This is a genomic window from Chryseobacterium sp. Marseille-Q8038 (genome assembly GCF_965111995.1).
In genome coordinates this window covers 850,444-866,635 of record NZ_CBCOPN010000001.1, presented here as the reverse complement: position 1 = coordinate 866,635, position 16,192 = coordinate 850,444, and the positions used below count along the sequence as shown (strand labels likewise).

Sequence of the window (16,192 nt, the reverse complement as noted above, 5' to 3'; positions counted from 1 at the left end):
ACAATAAATATGTTTAATAGTTTACAGGATAAATTAGACAAGGCATTACATAATATTTCCGGTAGAGGAAAAATTACTGAAATCAATGTAGCGGAAACCGTTAAGGAGATCCGTAGAGCATTGGTGGATGCCGACGTTAACTATAAAGTTGCAAAAGATCTTACAAAAAGAGTTCAGGATAAAGCATTAGGAGAAAACGTTCTTACTTCCCTTACTCCGGGACAATTGATGACAAAAATTGTTCATGATGAATTGGTAGACCTGATGGGAGGTTCTCAGGAAGGAATTAATCTTTCAGGAAAACCTACTGTAATCCTTATTGCGGGTCTTCAGGGTTCTGGTAAGACTACTTTCTCAGGAAAGCTTGCTAATTATTTACAGACAAAAAGAAATAAAAAACCTTTATTGGTAGCATGTGACGTTTACCGTCCTGCAGCAATTGACCAGCTGAAAGTGTTGGGAGGGCAGATCAAAGTTCCTGTTTACACTGAGGAAGGATCTAACAATCCGTCTACCATTGCTGAAAATGCAATCAATTTTGCAAAAGCCAATAACCATGATGTTGTCATCGTGGATACAGCAGGTCGTTTAGCAATTGATGAGCAGATGATGAACGAGATTAAATCTGTTCATTACTTCATTAAGCCGGAGGAAACTCTTTTCGTGGTAGACTCTATGACTGGTCAGGATGCGGTGAATACTGCAAAAGCATTCAACGATGCTTTGAACTTTGACGGAGTTGTTTTAACGAAATTAGATGGTGATACAAGAGGAGGAGCTGCATTGACAATCCGTTCTGTTGTTGAAAAGCCAATCAAATTTATCTCTACAGGAGAAAAAATGGAAGCTTTAGATCTTTTCTACCCGGAAAGGATGGCAGACAGAATCCTGGGAATGGGAGACGTTGTTTCCCTGGTAGAAAGAGCTCAGGAGCAGTTTGACGAAGAGGAAGCTAAAAAACTTCACAAAAAAATCGCTAAAAACGAATTCGGTTTTGATGATTTCCTTAAGCAGATCAACCAGATCAAGAAGATGGGTAATATGAAGGATTTGATGGGAATGATTCCGGGAGTAGGAAAAGCCATCAAAGATGTAGAAATCAGTGATGATGCATTCAAACACATTGAAGCCATCATTTATTCTATGACTCCTGAAGAAAGAAGAAGGCCTTCTATCATCAATACACAGAGAAAAGGCAGAATTGCTAAAGGTGCCGGAAGAAAAGTGGAAGATGTGAATCAACTGATGAAACAATTCGAGCAGATGGGTAAAATGATGAAGATGATGCAGGGACCACAAGGAAAGCAAATGATGCAGATGATGAGCAAAATGCCAAATATGCCTGGCATGGGTGGAATGTTTGGAAAATAAGAAAGAAAAAATCATTCATAAAAAAACTCTCAGGAATTTTGAGAGTTTTTTGTTTTTATGATGATCTGTTTATTTAAACTTATATCCTAATCCAAGCTGGAAGAAATTCATTTTTAAAGTCTCTCCATCTACAGGATTTTTGATCATATTGGTAAGACCAAAACTATAGCGTGCATCTACAAATAATCCTTTATGAATAGTGTAATCAGCACCTAAGAATAAACCGAAATCAGTGGATTTTAAAGTATCATTCAAATATCTTTCTACATAACGTTCTCCCTCTCTGATTCCTGAAGGATCCGCCATTCCTGCATTCGGGCCGCTCATTTCAAACTTCACTTTATTATTCGTCTTAAAACTTACATAGGGACCTGCGTAAATACCGAGTTCCGGAGTTACATAATATCTTGCAGAAACAGGGATTACAATTCTGTTAAGATTCATCTTTTCAGTTACCGTAATACCAGGCATTGAAACCTCTGCTTTTCCTCCAAGATTGGCATATTCAAGCTCTCCCTGAATAGCAAACTTGTTATTGAATTTATGCTCAACCAAGCCCCCAACATAAAACCCGGATTTAGATTTCATACCGCCTTCAATTCCGCCAAACTCAAAGTCTCCTTCACTGGTATTCAGTTTTGATAAAGCATAGCCTGCTTTTAACCCGAATGTAGTTTGCGCGTTTAAACCTGCAAATAAAGCGATTGCAGACGCTAATAAGATTTTTTTCATGATTATTAAATAGTTTTATAATAAAGAAGTCCTAAGACAATTATCTCAGGACTAATGTATATATTTTATCTATTATTTTGCAAATACATATTTAACTCCAAAAGTCACGGAAGTTAAACTGATGCCAAATTTGTAATCATCAGCTCTTCTTGCTCCGTCAATATCTCTTTTGTAAGTATTGTATCCAAACTCTCCTATTGTTGCTTCAATTGACCAGTTTTTCGTCAGGAAATAATCCAGTCCCGGTTTGATATTCACTCCAATGTTCGTATAGTTATTTTTTTGTGCAAATGGAGCGGAAAGTATAGGATCTCCACCATCACCTTCACTGTTAAAATCCACTTTTTCCTTTCCAAACTCCAACGGAACCTGTAATTGTCCAAAGATGTATAATTTATCGGATAAAGTCCAATATTTTCTCACGAATGGAGCAACAACAAATGCATTATCCGTATCTTTAATCTCAACGGTATTAAAGAATCCAGGACTACTTACTTCATATTTTGTAACGGCATTTTTATAGCCTATACCAAGCCCTAATGCTAAGTTGTTATTAACGAAATAACCCACCGTAGGAAGAATTCTGATCACATCATCCTTTCTTTTGGTTGCGAATTCATTTTTCTCACTGTGATAATATCCTACCTGTCCTGAAAGATAAGAAGTTCCTTTTGCAATCTGTGCATTTGATAAACCGAAAAGCGCAACAGCGCCCATCAATACGATTCTTTTCATGATTATATTAGTTTTCTATAAAAAAAAGCCCTAAGAGTTTCTCAGGGCTTTCTTGCTATATGCTTTGTTTATTATTTTGCAAATACATATTTAACTCCGAAAGTTACAGAAGATAAATTCAATCCGAAGTTATAGTTGTTTGTAGCATCACCATCTTTTGGCTTGTAGTTGCTATAACCGAACTCACCGATAGTAGCCTCGATAGACCAGTTTTTGTTTAAGAAATAATCTAAACCTGGCTTCACAGTAACACCGATTTTAGTGTATTTAGCTTCAGTAGAAGTAGAGTTTGTAACAACTGTATTTCCAGAAGTAGCTACAGAGTTAGTTTCAGTTTCAGTTTTTCCAAACTGCATTGGCACTGCTAATTGTCCGAAGAAATATAACTTGTCAGATAAAGTCCAGTATTTTCTTACGAATGGAGCAACAACAAAAGCTGGAGTTTTAACGATGCTTTCGTTTACAACTGTAGTGTTTCCTAAAGTTGCAGTAGTAGTTGCTGTATTTTTTTCAGTTTGGTAACCAATTCCTAATCCAACTGCTAAGTTAGTGTTTACGAAATATCCAACTGTAGGTAATACGTTGAAGTTTTCTTTTTTAAGATTACCGTTGTTAGATTCTTCTTGAGAATAACCAACAGATCCTGATAAATATGTAGTTCCTTTAGCAATCTGAGCATTTGATAAACCGAAAAGTGCAACAGCACCCGCTAATAATATTTTTTTCATTTTAAAAAATTTTAATACTTTCTGAGGGCAAATTTACAGTGGTCCCCACTAATATTAAAATTTGTTAATGTGATTAATATCATTGTTAAAATTTAGAGTTTTGTAAAAATAAATCCTAGTTCAGAGAGGTTGTTAAGTTTTTCACAAGATTATGAATAAAAAAATCACTTTTTTTCAACAGGAGACAAATATATTTGACTTTTTAAATTTTGTGTTTTTTTGCAAAAGCCCATGAATTCTGGAAGAATGCTAAAATAAATTAACCTAAACCATTAATTTTAAAGTTATTAACTCTTAAAATTTAAACAAATGTTTATTATTTAAGGCTATTTTTCCTTATTTCTAATCGTTATAGATCTACTCTATTAAAAATTCCTGATCAGGAATCCATACAGTCTATATATAAGCTATCAAAAAAAACTCCGGCCTTCGGCCGGAGTTTTCATATGCAATTGCTTTTCTTATTTCAAAAAGAAATTATAACCAATGTTAACCGCTCCTACATTCCAGCTATAGCTTCCCCATCCTGGAAGGTCACGCTTGTTGCTGATAGATTGATATCCGATGTACAACTCTCCTTTAGACATTTGATATCCAAATTTAGGCTGTGCATAGAAACCACCATCTACACCATCTTTTGTAGAAATACCGTATCCAAGGTCTAATCCTACAAAGATAGGAGCTCCTTTAAATCTATATTTCCCTGAAACAGCTACAGGAACAAATCCAAAATCATCAAAGTGATCTTTTCCGAAGAAATGAGAATATCCTGTGGTTACCCCAAGATCAAGACCTTTAGCAATATTCCACATATAAGCTGCATCCACTCCTAATGTAAACGAAGATACATCACTTGCATCAGATACAGGAACACCAATGTGTCCACCAATTTTAAAACCTTCCTGCGCTTGAGCAGCACCTCCTAAAAGTGCAAAAGCACCTAGTAATAATAGTTTTTTCATTTTTTTAGTAGCTTTGAATTACCCTGCAAAAATACTAATTATTTTTCATCATAAAGAGAGTTTAAATGAATGAGCTATGGTACAACAAAAATCAGGACAAAAATTGCCCTGATTTTTTTATTATTTCTTTATAAAATTTTCAGAATTAGTTTCCTCCGAATTTGAAACCTACTCCCACCTGAGCAAAACTGTTTTTCACAGAACCTCCGCTATTGTCGTTAGATAGGTTGGATACTCCTAAACTGTATCTTGCATCAAAGAAAAGTCCGTTTTCCAACATATATTCCACTCCTAAGAAAGGAGCAAGGTTAAGGGATTTGATATCTTTTTTAATATCTACATCACCACCTTCGCCTTCCATTTCTACATCAAGGAAGTCTGATCCGATTACCGTCTTTTGCTTCGCAGTAAGGATAAGCCCTACGTTAACACCTGCCGCTAATGAGAAGCCTTCTGTAATGAAATATTTTGCAGAAACAGGAATTAAAAGCGTTCCAAAAGTAATCTTAGTCGACTCACCAAAATACATTCCTCCGGCATTTACTCCATCAATTTTTTCTTTAGCTCCAAGTGGTGAGTATAAAACCTCTCCCTGAACAGCAAAGTTATCATTGAATTTGTACTCAGCCATTCCACCGATATAGAAGGTATATTTAGCAGACATTTTTCTTCCGTCAAGATCGTCTTGCTTATCATCCAGTTTAATGGTTGACATTGCGAAACCAGCTTTTGGACCAAATCGGAATTCCTGTGCATTTGCGGAAATTCCCATAACAGCGACTGCTGCCATAAGTAAAAGTTTTTTCATGTTTAGTTAGTTTTTACATTTAAGGTCTGCAAAACTAATTATTTTTTTCAAATTAACAAATTTTAACTAACCATTTTAAGGTTAATAAAAGGTTAACGGAAACTTTTACTTATTTTCAACTAGTCGTTTCTTAGTCTTTTCTCTTCATCATTATAAGCAAGAATAATTTTTCTTACTACAGGGTGTCTTACTACATCCTCTTCTGTAAGATGCACAAACCCGATCTCCTTCACTCCATGTAAAATCCTCATTGCTTCTTTCAACCCGGATTGCTGTTTTGGTGGTAAATCGACCTGGGTAGGATCTCCTGTGATAATAAATTTAGCATTCATACCCATTCTGGTAAGGAACATTTTCATCTGTGCATGGGTAGTATTCTGCGCTTCATCAAGAATCACAAAAGCATCATCAAGCGTACGTCCTCTCATGAAAGCCAATGGCGCTACCTCAATTACTTTTTTCTCCATGAAACCTTCCAGTTTTTCATGCGGAATCATATCACGAAGTGCATCGTATAATGGCTGTAAATAAGGATCCAGCTTTTCTTTAAGGTCACCCGGCAGAAATCCTAAACTCTCCCCTGCTTCCACAGCTGGTCTTGTCAAGATAATTCTTTTTACTTCCTTATCCCTCAAAGCTCTTGCTGCCAATGCCACACTGGTATATGTTTTTCCGGTTCCGGCAGGACCAATAGCAAAAACCATGTCCTTTTTCTCCGTTTCCTTTACCAGCTTTTTAAGATTGGTCGTCTTGGCCTTAATCACTTTTCCATTGACACCTTTTACAATAATATCCTGGTCAAATACCAGTTGTTTCTCATTTTCGTCTTTAATATTCAATATATTTTCAACGTCTTTTAGTCCTATTGAATTGTTTTTAGAGATAAAACTGACAATATCATCCAGTTTTTGTTTCAGTATGTCTAAAGCTTCCTGATTTCCCATGGCAAAGACGAAATGGTCTCTTCCTGTAATTTTAATGGTGGGAAAGCTTGATTTTATTAAGTTGAAATATTGGTTATTAACTCCATAGAAGATTTTCGCATCGATATCTTCCAAATCATATGTTAATTCAAACATGCAGTATTTTTATTTTTAGATTTTAAAATTAAAGCTTTTTTTCAAATTTATATCAAATTCTTTTCAACAATCTTTCGGGCTTTCTTTTTATTTTAAATAACTTTGCAATACTACACTATTCTATAAATTGCTCATGTCAATTATTACCCTTACTTCGGATTTCGGAAATTTAGATTACAGAGTTGCCGCTGTGAAAGGCAAAATTCTGTCTCTAAACCCTGAGGTTAATATTATTGATATAACCCACGACATCCAGGCATTCAACCTTATACAAACTTCGTATATTGTAAGAAATGCATATAAATATTTTCCTAAAGGAAGCATTCATATTCTTTCCGTAGACAGTTTTTATAACAAATCCAGAAAGAATATCATTTATAAAGCTGACGGATCCTACTTCCTAGCTGCAGACAACGGCCTTTTAAGCCTTATATTTTTTGATATTAAGCCTGAGGCAATCTATGAGCTTACATTGAACAACCGTTTTGATGATATCATCGACTTTACTTCTACAGACATTTTTGTTCCTGCTGCAGTGCATCTTGCCAACGGCGGACTTCCGGAGGTGATAGGACGAAAAATACAATCAGCAAAACAATTGATGTTCCCAAGAGCGGTTTATAACGAATCGGAAGGAATGATCATTGGAGAAGTCACGTATATTGATAATTTCGGAAATATAATATCAAATATCAACAAAGATTTTTTTGAAAATATCAGTAAAGGCTATACCGGTTTTACCATAAAATTCAGAAATCTAAGCCTTTCACGAGTATTTTCCAGCCATACGGAAGTGGTTTCAGACTGGGAAAGGGAGACAGAATTCCATGGACAGTCTGCTGCAATCTTCAATGATAGTCAGTTATTGGAGCTTACCATCTATAAAGGAAGCAAGAAAAACGGTGCTAAAAGCCTGTTTGGATTGAATGTAGGTGAAAATATTTATATCGAATTTAGCTAAGATTATATATTTCTTAAAAAAACCGATTTTTTTTATATATTTGTCAAAATCTAAAAATCAAAAATGGCAGAATACAAATTATTGCTTCCTTCCATGGGAGAAGGTGTTATGGAAGCGACAATTATCACTTGGTTATTCAATGAAGGTGATAACGTAAAGGAGGATGACTCCGTAGTAGAAATTGCAACAGATAAAGTAGATTCAGACGTACCGACACCAGTTTCGGGGAAAATTGTAAAAATTTTAAAGCAAAAAGATGAAGTTGCAAAAGTAGGTGAAGCCATTGCTATTTTAGAAATTGAAGGAGAAGGCACAGCTTCAGAAGAAGTAAAAACTGAAACTCCGGCGGCTACTCCGGATGCTGACACTTTAAAAGCGATTGAAGAGCCTTTACAAACAGTGGCTGCTTCAAACGTAGAATTCTCAGGAGATCTTTATTTATCTCCACTTGTAAAATCTATCGCACAACAGGAAAAAATTTCTGAAACTGAGCTGAAAACTATCAAAGGAAGCGGTTTAGAAGGAAGAATTACCAAAGAAGATATACTAGCTTATGTTGCTAACAGAGGAAGTCAGCCAGCTCAGCAGGCAGCTCCTGTACAAGCAGCTTCTGCACCAAAACCAGCAGTATCTGCACCAGCAGCTACGATTCCGGTAAGTGCAGGTGATGAGATCATTCCAATGGACAGAATGAGAAAGATCATCGCTGAAAACATGGTAAAAGCAAAACAAATTGCTCCACACGTAACATCTTTCATTGAAACAGACGTTACCAACGTTGTAAAATGGAGAAATAAAAACAAAGCGGTATTCGAAAAACGTGAGGGTGAAAAACTGACTTTCATGCCGATTTTCGTAAAAGCTGTAGTGAAAGCAATCCAGGATTTCCCAATGATCAATGTTTCTGTAAATGGTGAAAACATCATCAAAAAGAAAAACATCAACATCGGTATGGCTACTGCCCTTCCGGACGGAAACCTTATTGTTCCTGTAATTAAAAATGCTGATCAGTTATCACTTTCTGGTCTTGCAAAAGCCATCAACGATTTAGCTTACAGAGCAAGAAACAAAAAATTAAGACCTGAAGACACTCAGGGAGCAACTTATACAATTTCTAACGTTGGAAGTTTCGGAAACCTTATGGGTACCCCAATCATTCCTCAGCCTCAGGTAGCTATTTTAGCGATCGGAGCTATCGTTAAGAAGCCTGCAGTTCTTGAAACAGCGGACGGTGATGTAATCGCTATCAGAAACCTAATGTTCATGTCTCACTCTTATGACCACAGAGTGGTAGATGGTTCCCTAGGTGGAATGATGCTGAAACATGTTCACGACTACCTTGAAAACTGGGATCTGAACACAGAAATATAAGTAATGAGCAATCAGCAATAAGTAATTTTGCCGATTTTACATACTAAACCTCCGATTTTCGGAGGTTTTTCTTTTTATATTCTTTAAATTTCACAAAGTTTCAAAAGCACAAACATCATATGAAATAAATTTAAATTAATCAATAAAAACACAAATTAATTATCAAATCCTTAATTAAACAAACCCAATACTTTATTATCAAAACTTTTTTGGAAGTTCTGTTTATTAGCATTATTTTTAAACAAATAATACTCAATAATGGATCCTGACTACAGAAAATATGATATCACCAGATTCTTTGATTTCACAGAGGAAGATGAAAAATTAATTACCAGCGTATATGATCGGCTTTCTGAGTCATATTCTGTTTCAGTGGTGGACATTAAAGATTCTCCCTATGAAACATTCAGTTCTCATGATATGTATCCGTTATTTATCCCACAAATTTGTTATTTAGTACAAGGACAGGATCAAAGCAGTTCTTTCTATCTTTTTATTGTCAGTAAGGTCGGAATAAATTCCAAAGGCGGACGTTTAGAACGTAAATATGACACCCTACAACTTTGGGGACTCAAAAATCTGGAGGATGATTTTGGATATATCTCTATCAATAAAAAGAAACTGATGGATAAAGTTGCGGGAATCTTCAGTAGTTTTACTATCAATTTTACAGATCGTGAGTTTAATGATTTTTATGTAGTGGGAAATGATAAATTTAAAATCATGAATTTTTTAACTCCAAAGAGAAAAGAAACAGTAAAAAACTTTCCGAATGAAGATTTTAAACTTGAAGTCAGAAATTCTATTTTGAGTTTCGGAATCCCGGAATCCCTTACCGTTGAAAACGCGGAAATGATCTCAAAGTTTTTAGAAGAAATATAAAATCTACAAAAAACCCGTATTTTTACCTCTCTAAATTAACAAATGCTGAAAATTTTCATCCTTATTAAAAAATCCATTAAAAATTCCTTCGACAATATCAGGAATGAGCAGCTGAAGCACAATCTCCTTCAGGCCATTCCTTTTTGGATAGGATCTGTGATTACAGGTTTCTTTGCCGTTATGTATGCGCAGGTATTTGCCTGGGGTGAACATTTGATGAATTTTATTTTTGACTGGCATGCATGGATGATTTTCATTATTGCTCCTGTCGGATTTGTACTATCCTGGTGGCTGGTGAAAGAATTTGCACCCAATGCTAAAGGAAGTGGTATTCCACAGGTGATGGCAGCTGTAGAACTTGCTAATCCGAAAGAACACCGTAAAATCAGAAATCTTTTAAGCATCAAAATCATTTTTTTCAAAATCCTTTCCTCTGTCATTCTGGTCATTGGTGGAGGCGCTGTGGGACGTGAAGGACCTACCATTCAGATTGCAGGCTCTGTTTTCAGAAAAGTTAATGAATATCTTCCGGAATGGTGGCCGAAAATTTCCAAAAAAAATATGATTATGACAGGAGCAGCAGCCGGGCTTGCAGCTGCGTTCAACACTCCGCTTGGTGGAATTGTTTTCGCTGTGGAAGAACTGTCAAAAACCCATATCAATTATTTTAAAACAGCTTTATTTACTGCTGTAATTATTGCCGGCCTTACCGCACAAACCTTGGCGGGATCTTATTTATATCTGGGATATCCTAAAACCAATGATGTTTCCTTAATGGTTATGCTTCCCATTATACTTGTTGCAGCCACTGCCGGTATCCTTGCCAGTCAGCTCTCCGTGGTTATGCTTAAACTCAATAGCTGGAAAAAGAAAAAACTGAAAACAGATAAATCGAATGTGATATTTCTGATTATTTGCGCATTGATTATTGCTTCAATCGCTTATTTCATCAACAGGGAAATTTTGGGTTCGGGAAAAGAAATCATGGAACGGGTTCTTTTTACCAAAGACAAGCATGAAGACTGGTACGTGCCTATCTTAAGAATGCTTGGCCCTGCCCTTTCATTCACTTCGGGAGGTGCTGGCGGAATTTTCGCTCCGGCTCTTTCTGCGGGTGCCAGTATAGGTTCTGTTATTTCGGGAGCAATTCATTTAACCCCTAACGAAACGAATGTTGTCGTTCTCGCCGGAATGGTGGCCTTTCTTACCGGAATTACCAGAGCCCCATTTACTTCAGCAATTATTGTTCTGGAAATGACGGACAGGCATTCATTAATTTTCCATCTGATGCTTGCAGGAATGGTCTCTTCTATTGCTTCCATTCTGGTGAGCAGACATTCTCTGTATGATGTATTGAAGGTGAATTTTTTAACAGAATTAAGGGGAAAAGATTCATAATAAGATCGTCAGTCTTAAAAAGCATCCGTATCAATTGTGGAATAAGAATATATTTTCGCTCAATTTTCGCCAGTACTCTTGCATATAAGAAATATATTTTCTACTTTTGCACCTCGAAATAATTAACAAATTCATTTAACATTATGAACAATTACGAAACTGTTTTCATTTTAACTCCCGTTCTATCTGAGTCGCAGGTAGAGGAAGCAGTGAACAAGTATGTAGATCTTATCAAAGAAAAGAACTGCGAAATCGTTGCTAAAGAAAACTGGGGATTGAAAAAATTAGCTTACCCAATCCAATTAAAAAAGAATGGGTTCTATACTTTAATCGAATTTAAAGGAGAAGGTACTGTAGTAGCTGACTTAGAATTAGCATTCAAACGTGACGAGAGAGTAATCCGTTACCTTACTACAAAACTTGACAAGCATGCTATTGAGTACGCTGTAACAAGAAGAGCTAAAGTAAAAGCAGCTAAAGCTTAATTATTAACCCTATTTTTTAAAAAAGACAAGACATGGCAATAGATGAAATGGCTAAACAAGCCTCTGCAGGAGGAGAATCAGAAGTAAAATTCCTTACTCCACTTGATATCAATACAAAATCTGAAAAGAAATATTGTAGATTCAAAAAATACGGAATTAAGCACGTTGACTACAAAGATGCTGATTTCTTATTACAATTTGTAAACGAGCAAGGTAAAATCTTACCAAGAAGATACACTGGAACTTCTTTAAAATACCAAAGAAAAGTTTCTGCTGCTATCAAAAGAGCAAGACACCTTTCTTTACTACCTTACGTAGCTGACTTATTGAAATAAGACAAAAAAATAAATAAAAGAAGAGAGCAATCTCTTCTTTTGTTGCTGAATAAATAATTAATTCTAACTTGATTTTAGAACATTCTAAAATCTTAAAAAAGGACAACAACAATGGATATCATCCTAAAACAAGACGTAGAAAACTTAGGACTTGAGTTTGATACAGTAAGCGTAAAGCCAGGTTATGCTAGAAACTTCTTAATTCCTCAAGGAATTGCTCTTTTAGCTACCCCTAAAAACAAAGCTGCTCTAGAGGCTACTTTAGAAGCTAGAAAAGAAGAAGAAGCTAAATTAATCGCTGCTGCTAACGCTGTAGTTGAGCAATTGAAGAAAACTTCTATCACTATTCCTGCAAAAGTAGGTTCTGGTGACAAATTATTCGGATCTATCAACAATGCAGATCTTTCTGCTGCTCTTGCTAAAGCTGGAGTTTCTGTAGAGAAGAAATATATCAAAATCCCAGGGAACACTATTAAGAGAACTGGTAAAGTAACTGCAAACATCAGACTACACAGAAACGTTGAGTACAATTTCGAATTCGATATCGTATCTGACGCTCCAGTTGTAGCTGCACCAGCTGCTAAAAAAGAAGAAGTAAAATCTGAAGAAGCTTAATTTTAAGCAACTGAGATTTTCTCACAATACAAAACCACTTCATTTATTTGAGGTGGTTTTTTTATTGAACTACCCCGTCTTTTTGCTATGCAAAAATCCACCCCTTCATAGAAGGGGAATGTAGGAAATCTTAACTGATATTACTCGTTAAATTAGCTTTTTAACAACCTTATACGTAAGAACAGGCAAGAATCTTTATCCCGCATTATAAAACCCGTTACCTCGTAACACGCACCCCGAATCTCAAACCCTCAAACGCTCCTACTCACTACTTATCCCCTCTCAGTTTATGCTGATATTCCGTAGGGGCAATACCGATTACTTTTTTGAAAATATTGCTGAAAGAAGACAGGCTGTTGTAGCCTACCATCATGGCAATTTCATACATATTATATTTTCCTTCCAGCATCAGTTCAAGAGAACGGGTAATTCTCAAAGCTCTCAGGAACCGAATGTAATTCATGCCCAGAATTTCTTTAAATTTCCTTGAAAGAGTTCTTGTACTCATTCCGAATTCTTTGGCCGTAGATTCGATGGTAAGAGGCTTTTCTAGGTTAGCATGGATGTATCGTGCAATCTTTAATAATGTTTCATCCTTAGGAAAAGGATGCTGTATGGGAAATGCCAGATGCTTATGTTTTTTTTCTTGTAAAACGCCTTTAAGTGCTTTGAGGAAAAAATATTTAGACGTATCATTTTTTGTGATTTTTCCATCCCATTCTTTAGTATACAAAATCATCTCCCGAAGCAAATTATTCACAGAATAAATGTTGATTTCATCAAAAAAGACACTTTCATTTTCTTCTTTCTTGAAATAAAAATTATACAGATCCACCTTTGGACTGGTAGAAAAAATATAATGAGGTGTTCCTGCGGGAATCCACATAAAGCATCTTGCAGGCAGATACCAGTGCTTCTGATCTGTAAAAACATGTACAATACCACCTTCTGCATATACTAATTGTGCAGAACTGTGATAATGAATCTCCGTAGTTACATTTCCGGTAAGGACATGATAAACGTAAAATTCAGTATCATCTTCTTCTACTTCTTTAAAATGGCTGTTGTTCATCCCATAAAGGTAAGAAGAATTTTCAAAATGGCGTAAATGAGCAAATCTTTTTCTGTTTTCACAAATAGAGTCTGTTCCTACTCATCGTAACTTTGCTGCATCAAAATCATTTTAGCAAAAATCCTTTAATTAATTTATGAATATCATATTTAACGCATGCCGATATCTGTGCATTGCGTTGTGCTTATTATTGAGCAACTTTTCACATTCACAGATGATAGACTACCAACATCTCGGCTTACAGCAGGCTGTAGAGATTGGTCTGAAAAACAACAAAAGCATACAGATAAGTCATCTAAAACAGGAAATGTCCGTTACCAAAGAGAAAGATCTCAAAATGGAAAAACTTCCGGACATTGAGTTTCATACAAGCTACACCCAGGTAACCAACCTGTTTCAACATCAGAACGGGGTATTTAATAAAGCTACAAAGTATGATGCCATCAATGGGATGTATGATTTTACATTATCCGCTTCCATTCCGGTATACATGGGTGGCAAAATAAAAAATACAGAGAAAAAAGCAGCTATTGATACTGAAATTTCAGCTTTAAAGACTCATCTGGATGAGAGACAACTTAAAATGGAAATCATTACCGCTTTTCTGCAGATCCATCATTTAAAAGAGCAGCAAAGTCTTATCAATGATAAGATGAAGGAAGATTCTGTTAATATCAAACAGGTAAAAGCTCTGAAAGCGAATGGTGTTGTAACGGTAAATGAAGTGTTAAGAACTTCACTGCAGCTTTCTAATCACAAAATGAGCTGGACGGAACTGGATAATGATATTCAGATTGCAGAACACAAACTGAAAACAATTCTTTCACTGCCGGAAAATCAGGAAATGCGTGTGAATACGGAGGATCTTATCTCGGATAATGCAGCAATCCCTTATGTAGATGAACTTACGGAAACAGCTTTAAATAAGAATGAATCTGTCGAAATCACCCATAAAAACCTCTCATTGAAGGAACTGGATCAAAAAATTATTAAAGCCAATTATTTACCCAAAATTACAGCGGGTGGAGAATATTTTTTAAAGTATCCGAATATGATGTTTTTTCCACCTGAGCCCTATGCCTACCGATTGGGAATGGTTGGAGTAAACCTTACCTATCCTATTGAAAATCTGTATAAAAACAAATACAAAATGCAGGAAGGAAAGGAAAATATTGATCTGGCAAAGCTTCAGATAGAGGAAAATGAAGAAAAGATCAGACACAATGTATATGAAGCTTACAAAAAGTTTGAGGAAACAGACCAGAAGGTAAAAATTGCTGAAGAGGCCATTAACCAGGCTAAAGAAAACTATCGTATTGTAAGAACAAAATACGCTAATAAGCTAAGTCTTATCACCGAATTAATTGATGCAGACAATACTTATCTGGAAGCTGAATCTAATCTTATTTCCGTAAAAATTAACAGACAACTTAAATATTATCAACTCCAATATACGATTGGAAACTTATAAAAACTATGGCACAGAAACAATTGACACAAAAGGAAAAAAGAATCAACAAATCTATTACTTTACTGGCCTGGATCCTTATTATAAACGGAATCACAGGAATGGTAAGCTTCTATCTTTTTTCGAGAAAAAATGTGACTACGAATGATGCACAGATTGAACAATATATCACGCCTGTATCCAGCAAGGTTTCAGGATTTATCAAAACAATACGATTCAATGAAAATCAGTTTGTACATAAAGGAGATACATTAATTGTCATAGACAACAGGGAGTTTGTAAATCAGGTACACATGGCAGAAGCCAACCTTCATGCCAATACGGCAACAATCAGCACTATCGAAAGTGGAGTCAGTACCAAAGAAAGTGATACCAAGATCATTGATGCTAAAATTGCCTCCGCAAAAATTGACATCTGGAAAACGGAACAGGATTATAAAAGATACAAAAACCTTTTAACAGAAGATGCAGCAACAGAACAGGAGTTTGAGAATGTGAAAGCTTCTTATGAACAATCAAAGGCTAATCTTTTGGCATTGGAGCAGCAAAAAATTGCAGTAAGAGCCGGAGCCAATGAACAACAGACGAAAGTTGCCCCTGTGAAGAGCCAAATCCAGCAGAGCTCTGCAAGTCTTAATAATGCTCAACTTTATCTTTCTTATACGGTAATCACCGCTCCTTATGATGGATGGGTAGGAAAAAAAACCATTCAGGAAGGACAACTGATCAAAGAAGGCCAGGCTCTGGTACAGATGGTCAGCAAAGAAAAATGGATTATTGCCAATTACAAAGAAACGCAACTTGGGCAGATAGATCAGAGCCAGGAAGTAATTATTACTGCAGATGCCTATCCCAATGTTGAGTTTAAAGGAAAAATACTTTCCGTTTCTCCTGCATCAGGATCACAGTTTTCATTAGTAAAGCCAGATAATGCAACCGGAAACTTTGTAAAAATTGAACAGAGATTCCCAGTAAAAATTATTCTTGATCAAAATAAGGATAACGAAAAACTACTTTCCGGAATGAATGTTCTGGTAAGTGCGAAGAAGATATGAGTTTGAGTGTGGGAGGGTATTAGAGTATTAGAGTATTAGAGTATTAGAGTACAAGATTATTCAATTAAAAATTACCTTCCAGTCAACACCTTTCAGACTTTACCATTAAATTATTTTTTTAGCGAAAAGACAAAC

Annotated in this window: 17 protein-coding genes; 10 read left to right on the top strand and 7 right to left on the bottom strand. The window is 35.8% G+C overall.

Annotation, left to right across the window (positions count from 1 at the left end):
* Positions 1–9 precede the first annotated feature (9 nt).
* Positions 10–1,371 carry a signal recognition particle protein gene (gene ffh, locus ACWPWS_RS04015; protein WP_309513195.1) on the top strand — a complete coding sequence of 454 codons (1,362 nt, stop codon included), beginning with the start codon at positions 10–12 and terminating at the stop codon, positions 1,369–1,371.
* Between the two features lie 69 nt (positions 1,372–1,440).
* Here ffh and ACWPWS_RS04010 read toward each other — a convergent pair whose 3' ends face one another.
* The 6 genes from ACWPWS_RS04010 to ACWPWS_RS03985 all read right to left on the bottom strand — a co-directional run bounded on the left by ACWPWS_RS04010 (position 1,441) and on the right by ACWPWS_RS03985 (position 6,415).
* Positions 1,441–2,103: a porin family protein gene (locus ACWPWS_RS04010; protein ID WP_209784261.1), complete on the bottom strand. Its 663-nt coding sequence runs from the start codon at positions 2,101–2,103 to the stop codon at positions 1,441–1,443.
* Positions 2,104–2,175: 72 nt separating this feature from the next.
* Positions 2,176–2,838: an outer membrane beta-barrel protein gene (locus ACWPWS_RS04005; protein WP_454045582.1), complete on the bottom strand. Its 663-nt coding sequence runs from the start codon at positions 2,836–2,838 to the stop codon at positions 2,176–2,178.
* Positions 2,839–2,909: 71 nt separating this feature from the next.
* Complete coding sequence (locus ACWPWS_RS04000; protein ID WP_105682132.1) at positions 2,910–3,566, bottom strand: outer membrane beta-barrel protein; 657 nt, start codon at positions 3,564–3,566, stop codon at positions 2,910–2,912.
* A 461-nt stretch (positions 3,567–4,027) separates the two neighbouring features.
* Complete coding sequence (locus ACWPWS_RS03995; RefSeq protein ID WP_079241869.1) at positions 4,028–4,528, bottom strand: hypothetical protein; 501 nt, start codon at positions 4,526–4,528, stop codon at positions 4,028–4,030.
* Between the two features lie 145 nt (positions 4,529–4,673).
* Positions 4,674–5,336: a porin family protein gene (locus ACWPWS_RS03990; protein WP_454045581.1), complete on the bottom strand. Its 663-nt coding sequence runs from the start codon at positions 5,334–5,336 to the stop codon at positions 4,674–4,676.
* A gap of 119 nt (positions 5,337–5,455) precedes the next feature.
* Positions 5,456–6,415 (bottom strand): PhoH family protein, encoded by a 960-nt coding sequence (locus tag ACWPWS_RS03985; protein ID WP_309513198.1) that lies wholly within the window; start codon positions 6,413–6,415, stop codon positions 5,456–5,458.
* Positions 6,416–6,548: 133 nt separating this feature from the next.
* Here ACWPWS_RS03985 and ACWPWS_RS03980 point away from each other — a divergent pair, with 133 nt between their 5' ends.
* From ACWPWS_RS03980 to rplI, 7 genes are all read left to right on the top strand, one after another.
* On the top strand, positions 6,549–7,376 hold the full coding sequence (locus ACWPWS_RS03980; protein ID WP_105682129.1) for an SAM hydrolase/SAM-dependent halogenase family protein: 828 nt from the start codon (positions 6,549–6,551) through the stop codon (positions 7,374–7,376).
* Positions 7,377–7,439: 63 nt separating this feature from the next.
* Positions 7,440–8,747, top strand: coding sequence for a dihydrolipoamide acetyltransferase family protein (locus tag ACWPWS_RS03975; protein ID WP_454045580.1), 1,308 nt, complete (start codon positions 7,440–7,442; stop codon positions 8,745–8,747).
* A gap of 258 nt (positions 8,748–9,005) precedes the next feature.
* Positions 9,006–9,629, top strand: coding sequence for a hypothetical protein (locus ACWPWS_RS03970; RefSeq protein ID WP_454045579.1), 624 nt, complete (start codon positions 9,006–9,008; stop codon positions 9,627–9,629).
* A 42-nt stretch (positions 9,630–9,671) separates the two neighbouring features.
* Entirely contained in the window at positions 9,672–11,027 is a 1,356-nt protein-coding gene (locus ACWPWS_RS03965; RefSeq protein ID WP_454045578.1) for a chloride channel protein, read from the top strand.
* A gap of 143 nt (positions 11,028–11,170) precedes the next feature.
* A complete protein-coding gene (rpsF, locus tag ACWPWS_RS03960) occupies positions 11,171–11,512 on the top strand; it encodes a 30S ribosomal protein S6 (RefSeq protein WP_105682125.1) in 342 nt (113 codons plus the stop codon).
* A gap of 32 nt (positions 11,513–11,544) precedes the next feature.
* Positions 11,545–11,847, top strand: a complete 303-nt coding sequence (gene rpsR / locus ACWPWS_RS03955; protein ID WP_034706728.1) for a 30S ribosomal protein S18 — start codon at positions 11,545–11,547, stop codon at positions 11,845–11,847.
* A 111-nt stretch (positions 11,848–11,958) separates the two neighbouring features.
* A complete protein-coding gene (gene rplI, locus ACWPWS_RS03950; protein WP_209784254.1) occupies positions 11,959–12,462 on the top strand; it encodes a 50S ribosomal protein L9 in 504 nt (167 codons plus the stop codon).
* Between the two features lie 268 nt (positions 12,463–12,730).
* Here the strand turns inward: rplI and ACWPWS_RS03945 are convergent, their stop codons facing one another.
* Positions 12,731–13,534, bottom strand: a complete 804-nt coding sequence (locus ACWPWS_RS03945; RefSeq protein ID WP_454045577.1) for a helix-turn-helix domain-containing protein — start codon at positions 13,532–13,534, stop codon at positions 12,731–12,733.
* A gap of 214 nt (positions 13,535–13,748) precedes the next feature.
* Between ACWPWS_RS03945 and ACWPWS_RS03940 the strand changes: the two genes are divergently transcribed.
* Positions 13,749–15,005 carry a TolC family protein gene (locus ACWPWS_RS03940; RefSeq protein ID WP_454045576.1) on the top strand — a complete coding sequence of 419 codons (1,257 nt, stop codon included), beginning with the start codon at positions 13,749–13,751 and terminating at the stop codon, positions 15,003–15,005.
* A gap of 5 nt (positions 15,006–15,010) precedes the next feature.
* A complete protein-coding gene (locus tag ACWPWS_RS03935; RefSeq protein WP_454045575.1) occupies positions 15,011–16,057 on the top strand; it encodes an HlyD family secretion protein in 1,047 nt (348 codons plus the stop codon).
* Positions 16,058–16,192: the final 135 nt, after the last annotated feature.

Coding starts and splice junctions, on each gene's coding strand:
- ffh (WP_309513195.1), top strand. CDS start 10: ATGTTTAATAGTTTACAGGATAAATTAGACAAGGCATTACATAATATT.
- ACWPWS_RS04010 (WP_209784261.1), bottom strand. CDS start 2,103: ATGAAAAAAATCTTATTAGCGTCTGCAATCGCTTTATTTGCAGGTTTA.
- ACWPWS_RS04005 (WP_454045582.1), bottom strand. CDS start 2,838: ATGAAAAGAATCGTATTGATGGGCGCTGTTGCGCTTTTCGGTTTATCA.
- ACWPWS_RS04000 (WP_105682132.1), bottom strand. CDS start 3,566: ATGAAAAAAATATTATTAGCGGGTGCTGTTGCACTTTTCGGTTTATCA.
- ACWPWS_RS03995 (WP_079241869.1), bottom strand. CDS start 4,528: ATGAAAAAACTATTATTACTAGGTGCTTTTGCACTTTTAGGAGGTGCT.
- ACWPWS_RS03990 (WP_454045581.1), bottom strand. CDS start 5,336: ATGAAAAAACTTTTACTTATGGCAGCAGTCGCTGTTATGGGAATTTCC.
- ACWPWS_RS03985 (WP_309513198.1), bottom strand. CDS start 6,415: ATGTTTGAATTAACATATGATTTGGAAGATATCGATGCGAAAATCTTC.
- ACWPWS_RS03980 (WP_105682129.1), top strand. CDS start 6,549: ATGTCAATTATTACCCTTACTTCGGATTTCGGAAATTTAGATTACAGA.
- ACWPWS_RS03975 (WP_454045580.1), top strand. CDS start 7,440: ATGGCAGAATACAAATTATTGCTTCCTTCCATGGGAGAAGGTGTTATG.
- ACWPWS_RS03970 (WP_454045579.1), top strand. CDS start 9,006: ATGGATCCTGACTACAGAAAATATGATATCACCAGATTCTTTGATTTC.
- ACWPWS_RS03965 (WP_454045578.1), top strand. CDS start 9,672: ATGCTGAAAATTTTCATCCTTATTAAAAAATCCATTAAAAATTCCTTC.
- rpsF (WP_105682125.1), top strand. CDS start 11,171: ATGAACAATTACGAAACTGTTTTCATTTTAACTCCCGTTCTATCTGAG.
- rpsR (WP_034706728.1), top strand. CDS start 11,545: ATGGCAATAGATGAAATGGCTAAACAAGCCTCTGCAGGAGGAGAATCA.
- rplI (WP_209784254.1), top strand. CDS start 11,959: ATGGATATCATCCTAAAACAAGACGTAGAAAACTTAGGACTTGAGTTT.
- ACWPWS_RS03945 (WP_454045577.1), bottom strand. CDS start 13,534: ATGAACAACAGCCATTTTAAAGAAGTAGAAGAAGATGATACTGAATTT.
- ACWPWS_RS03940 (WP_454045576.1), top strand. CDS start 13,749: ATGATAGACTACCAACATCTCGGCTTACAGCAGGCTGTAGAGATTGGT.
- ACWPWS_RS03935 (WP_454045575.1), top strand. CDS start 15,011: ATGGCACAGAAACAATTGACACAAAAGGAAAAAAGAATCAACAAATCT.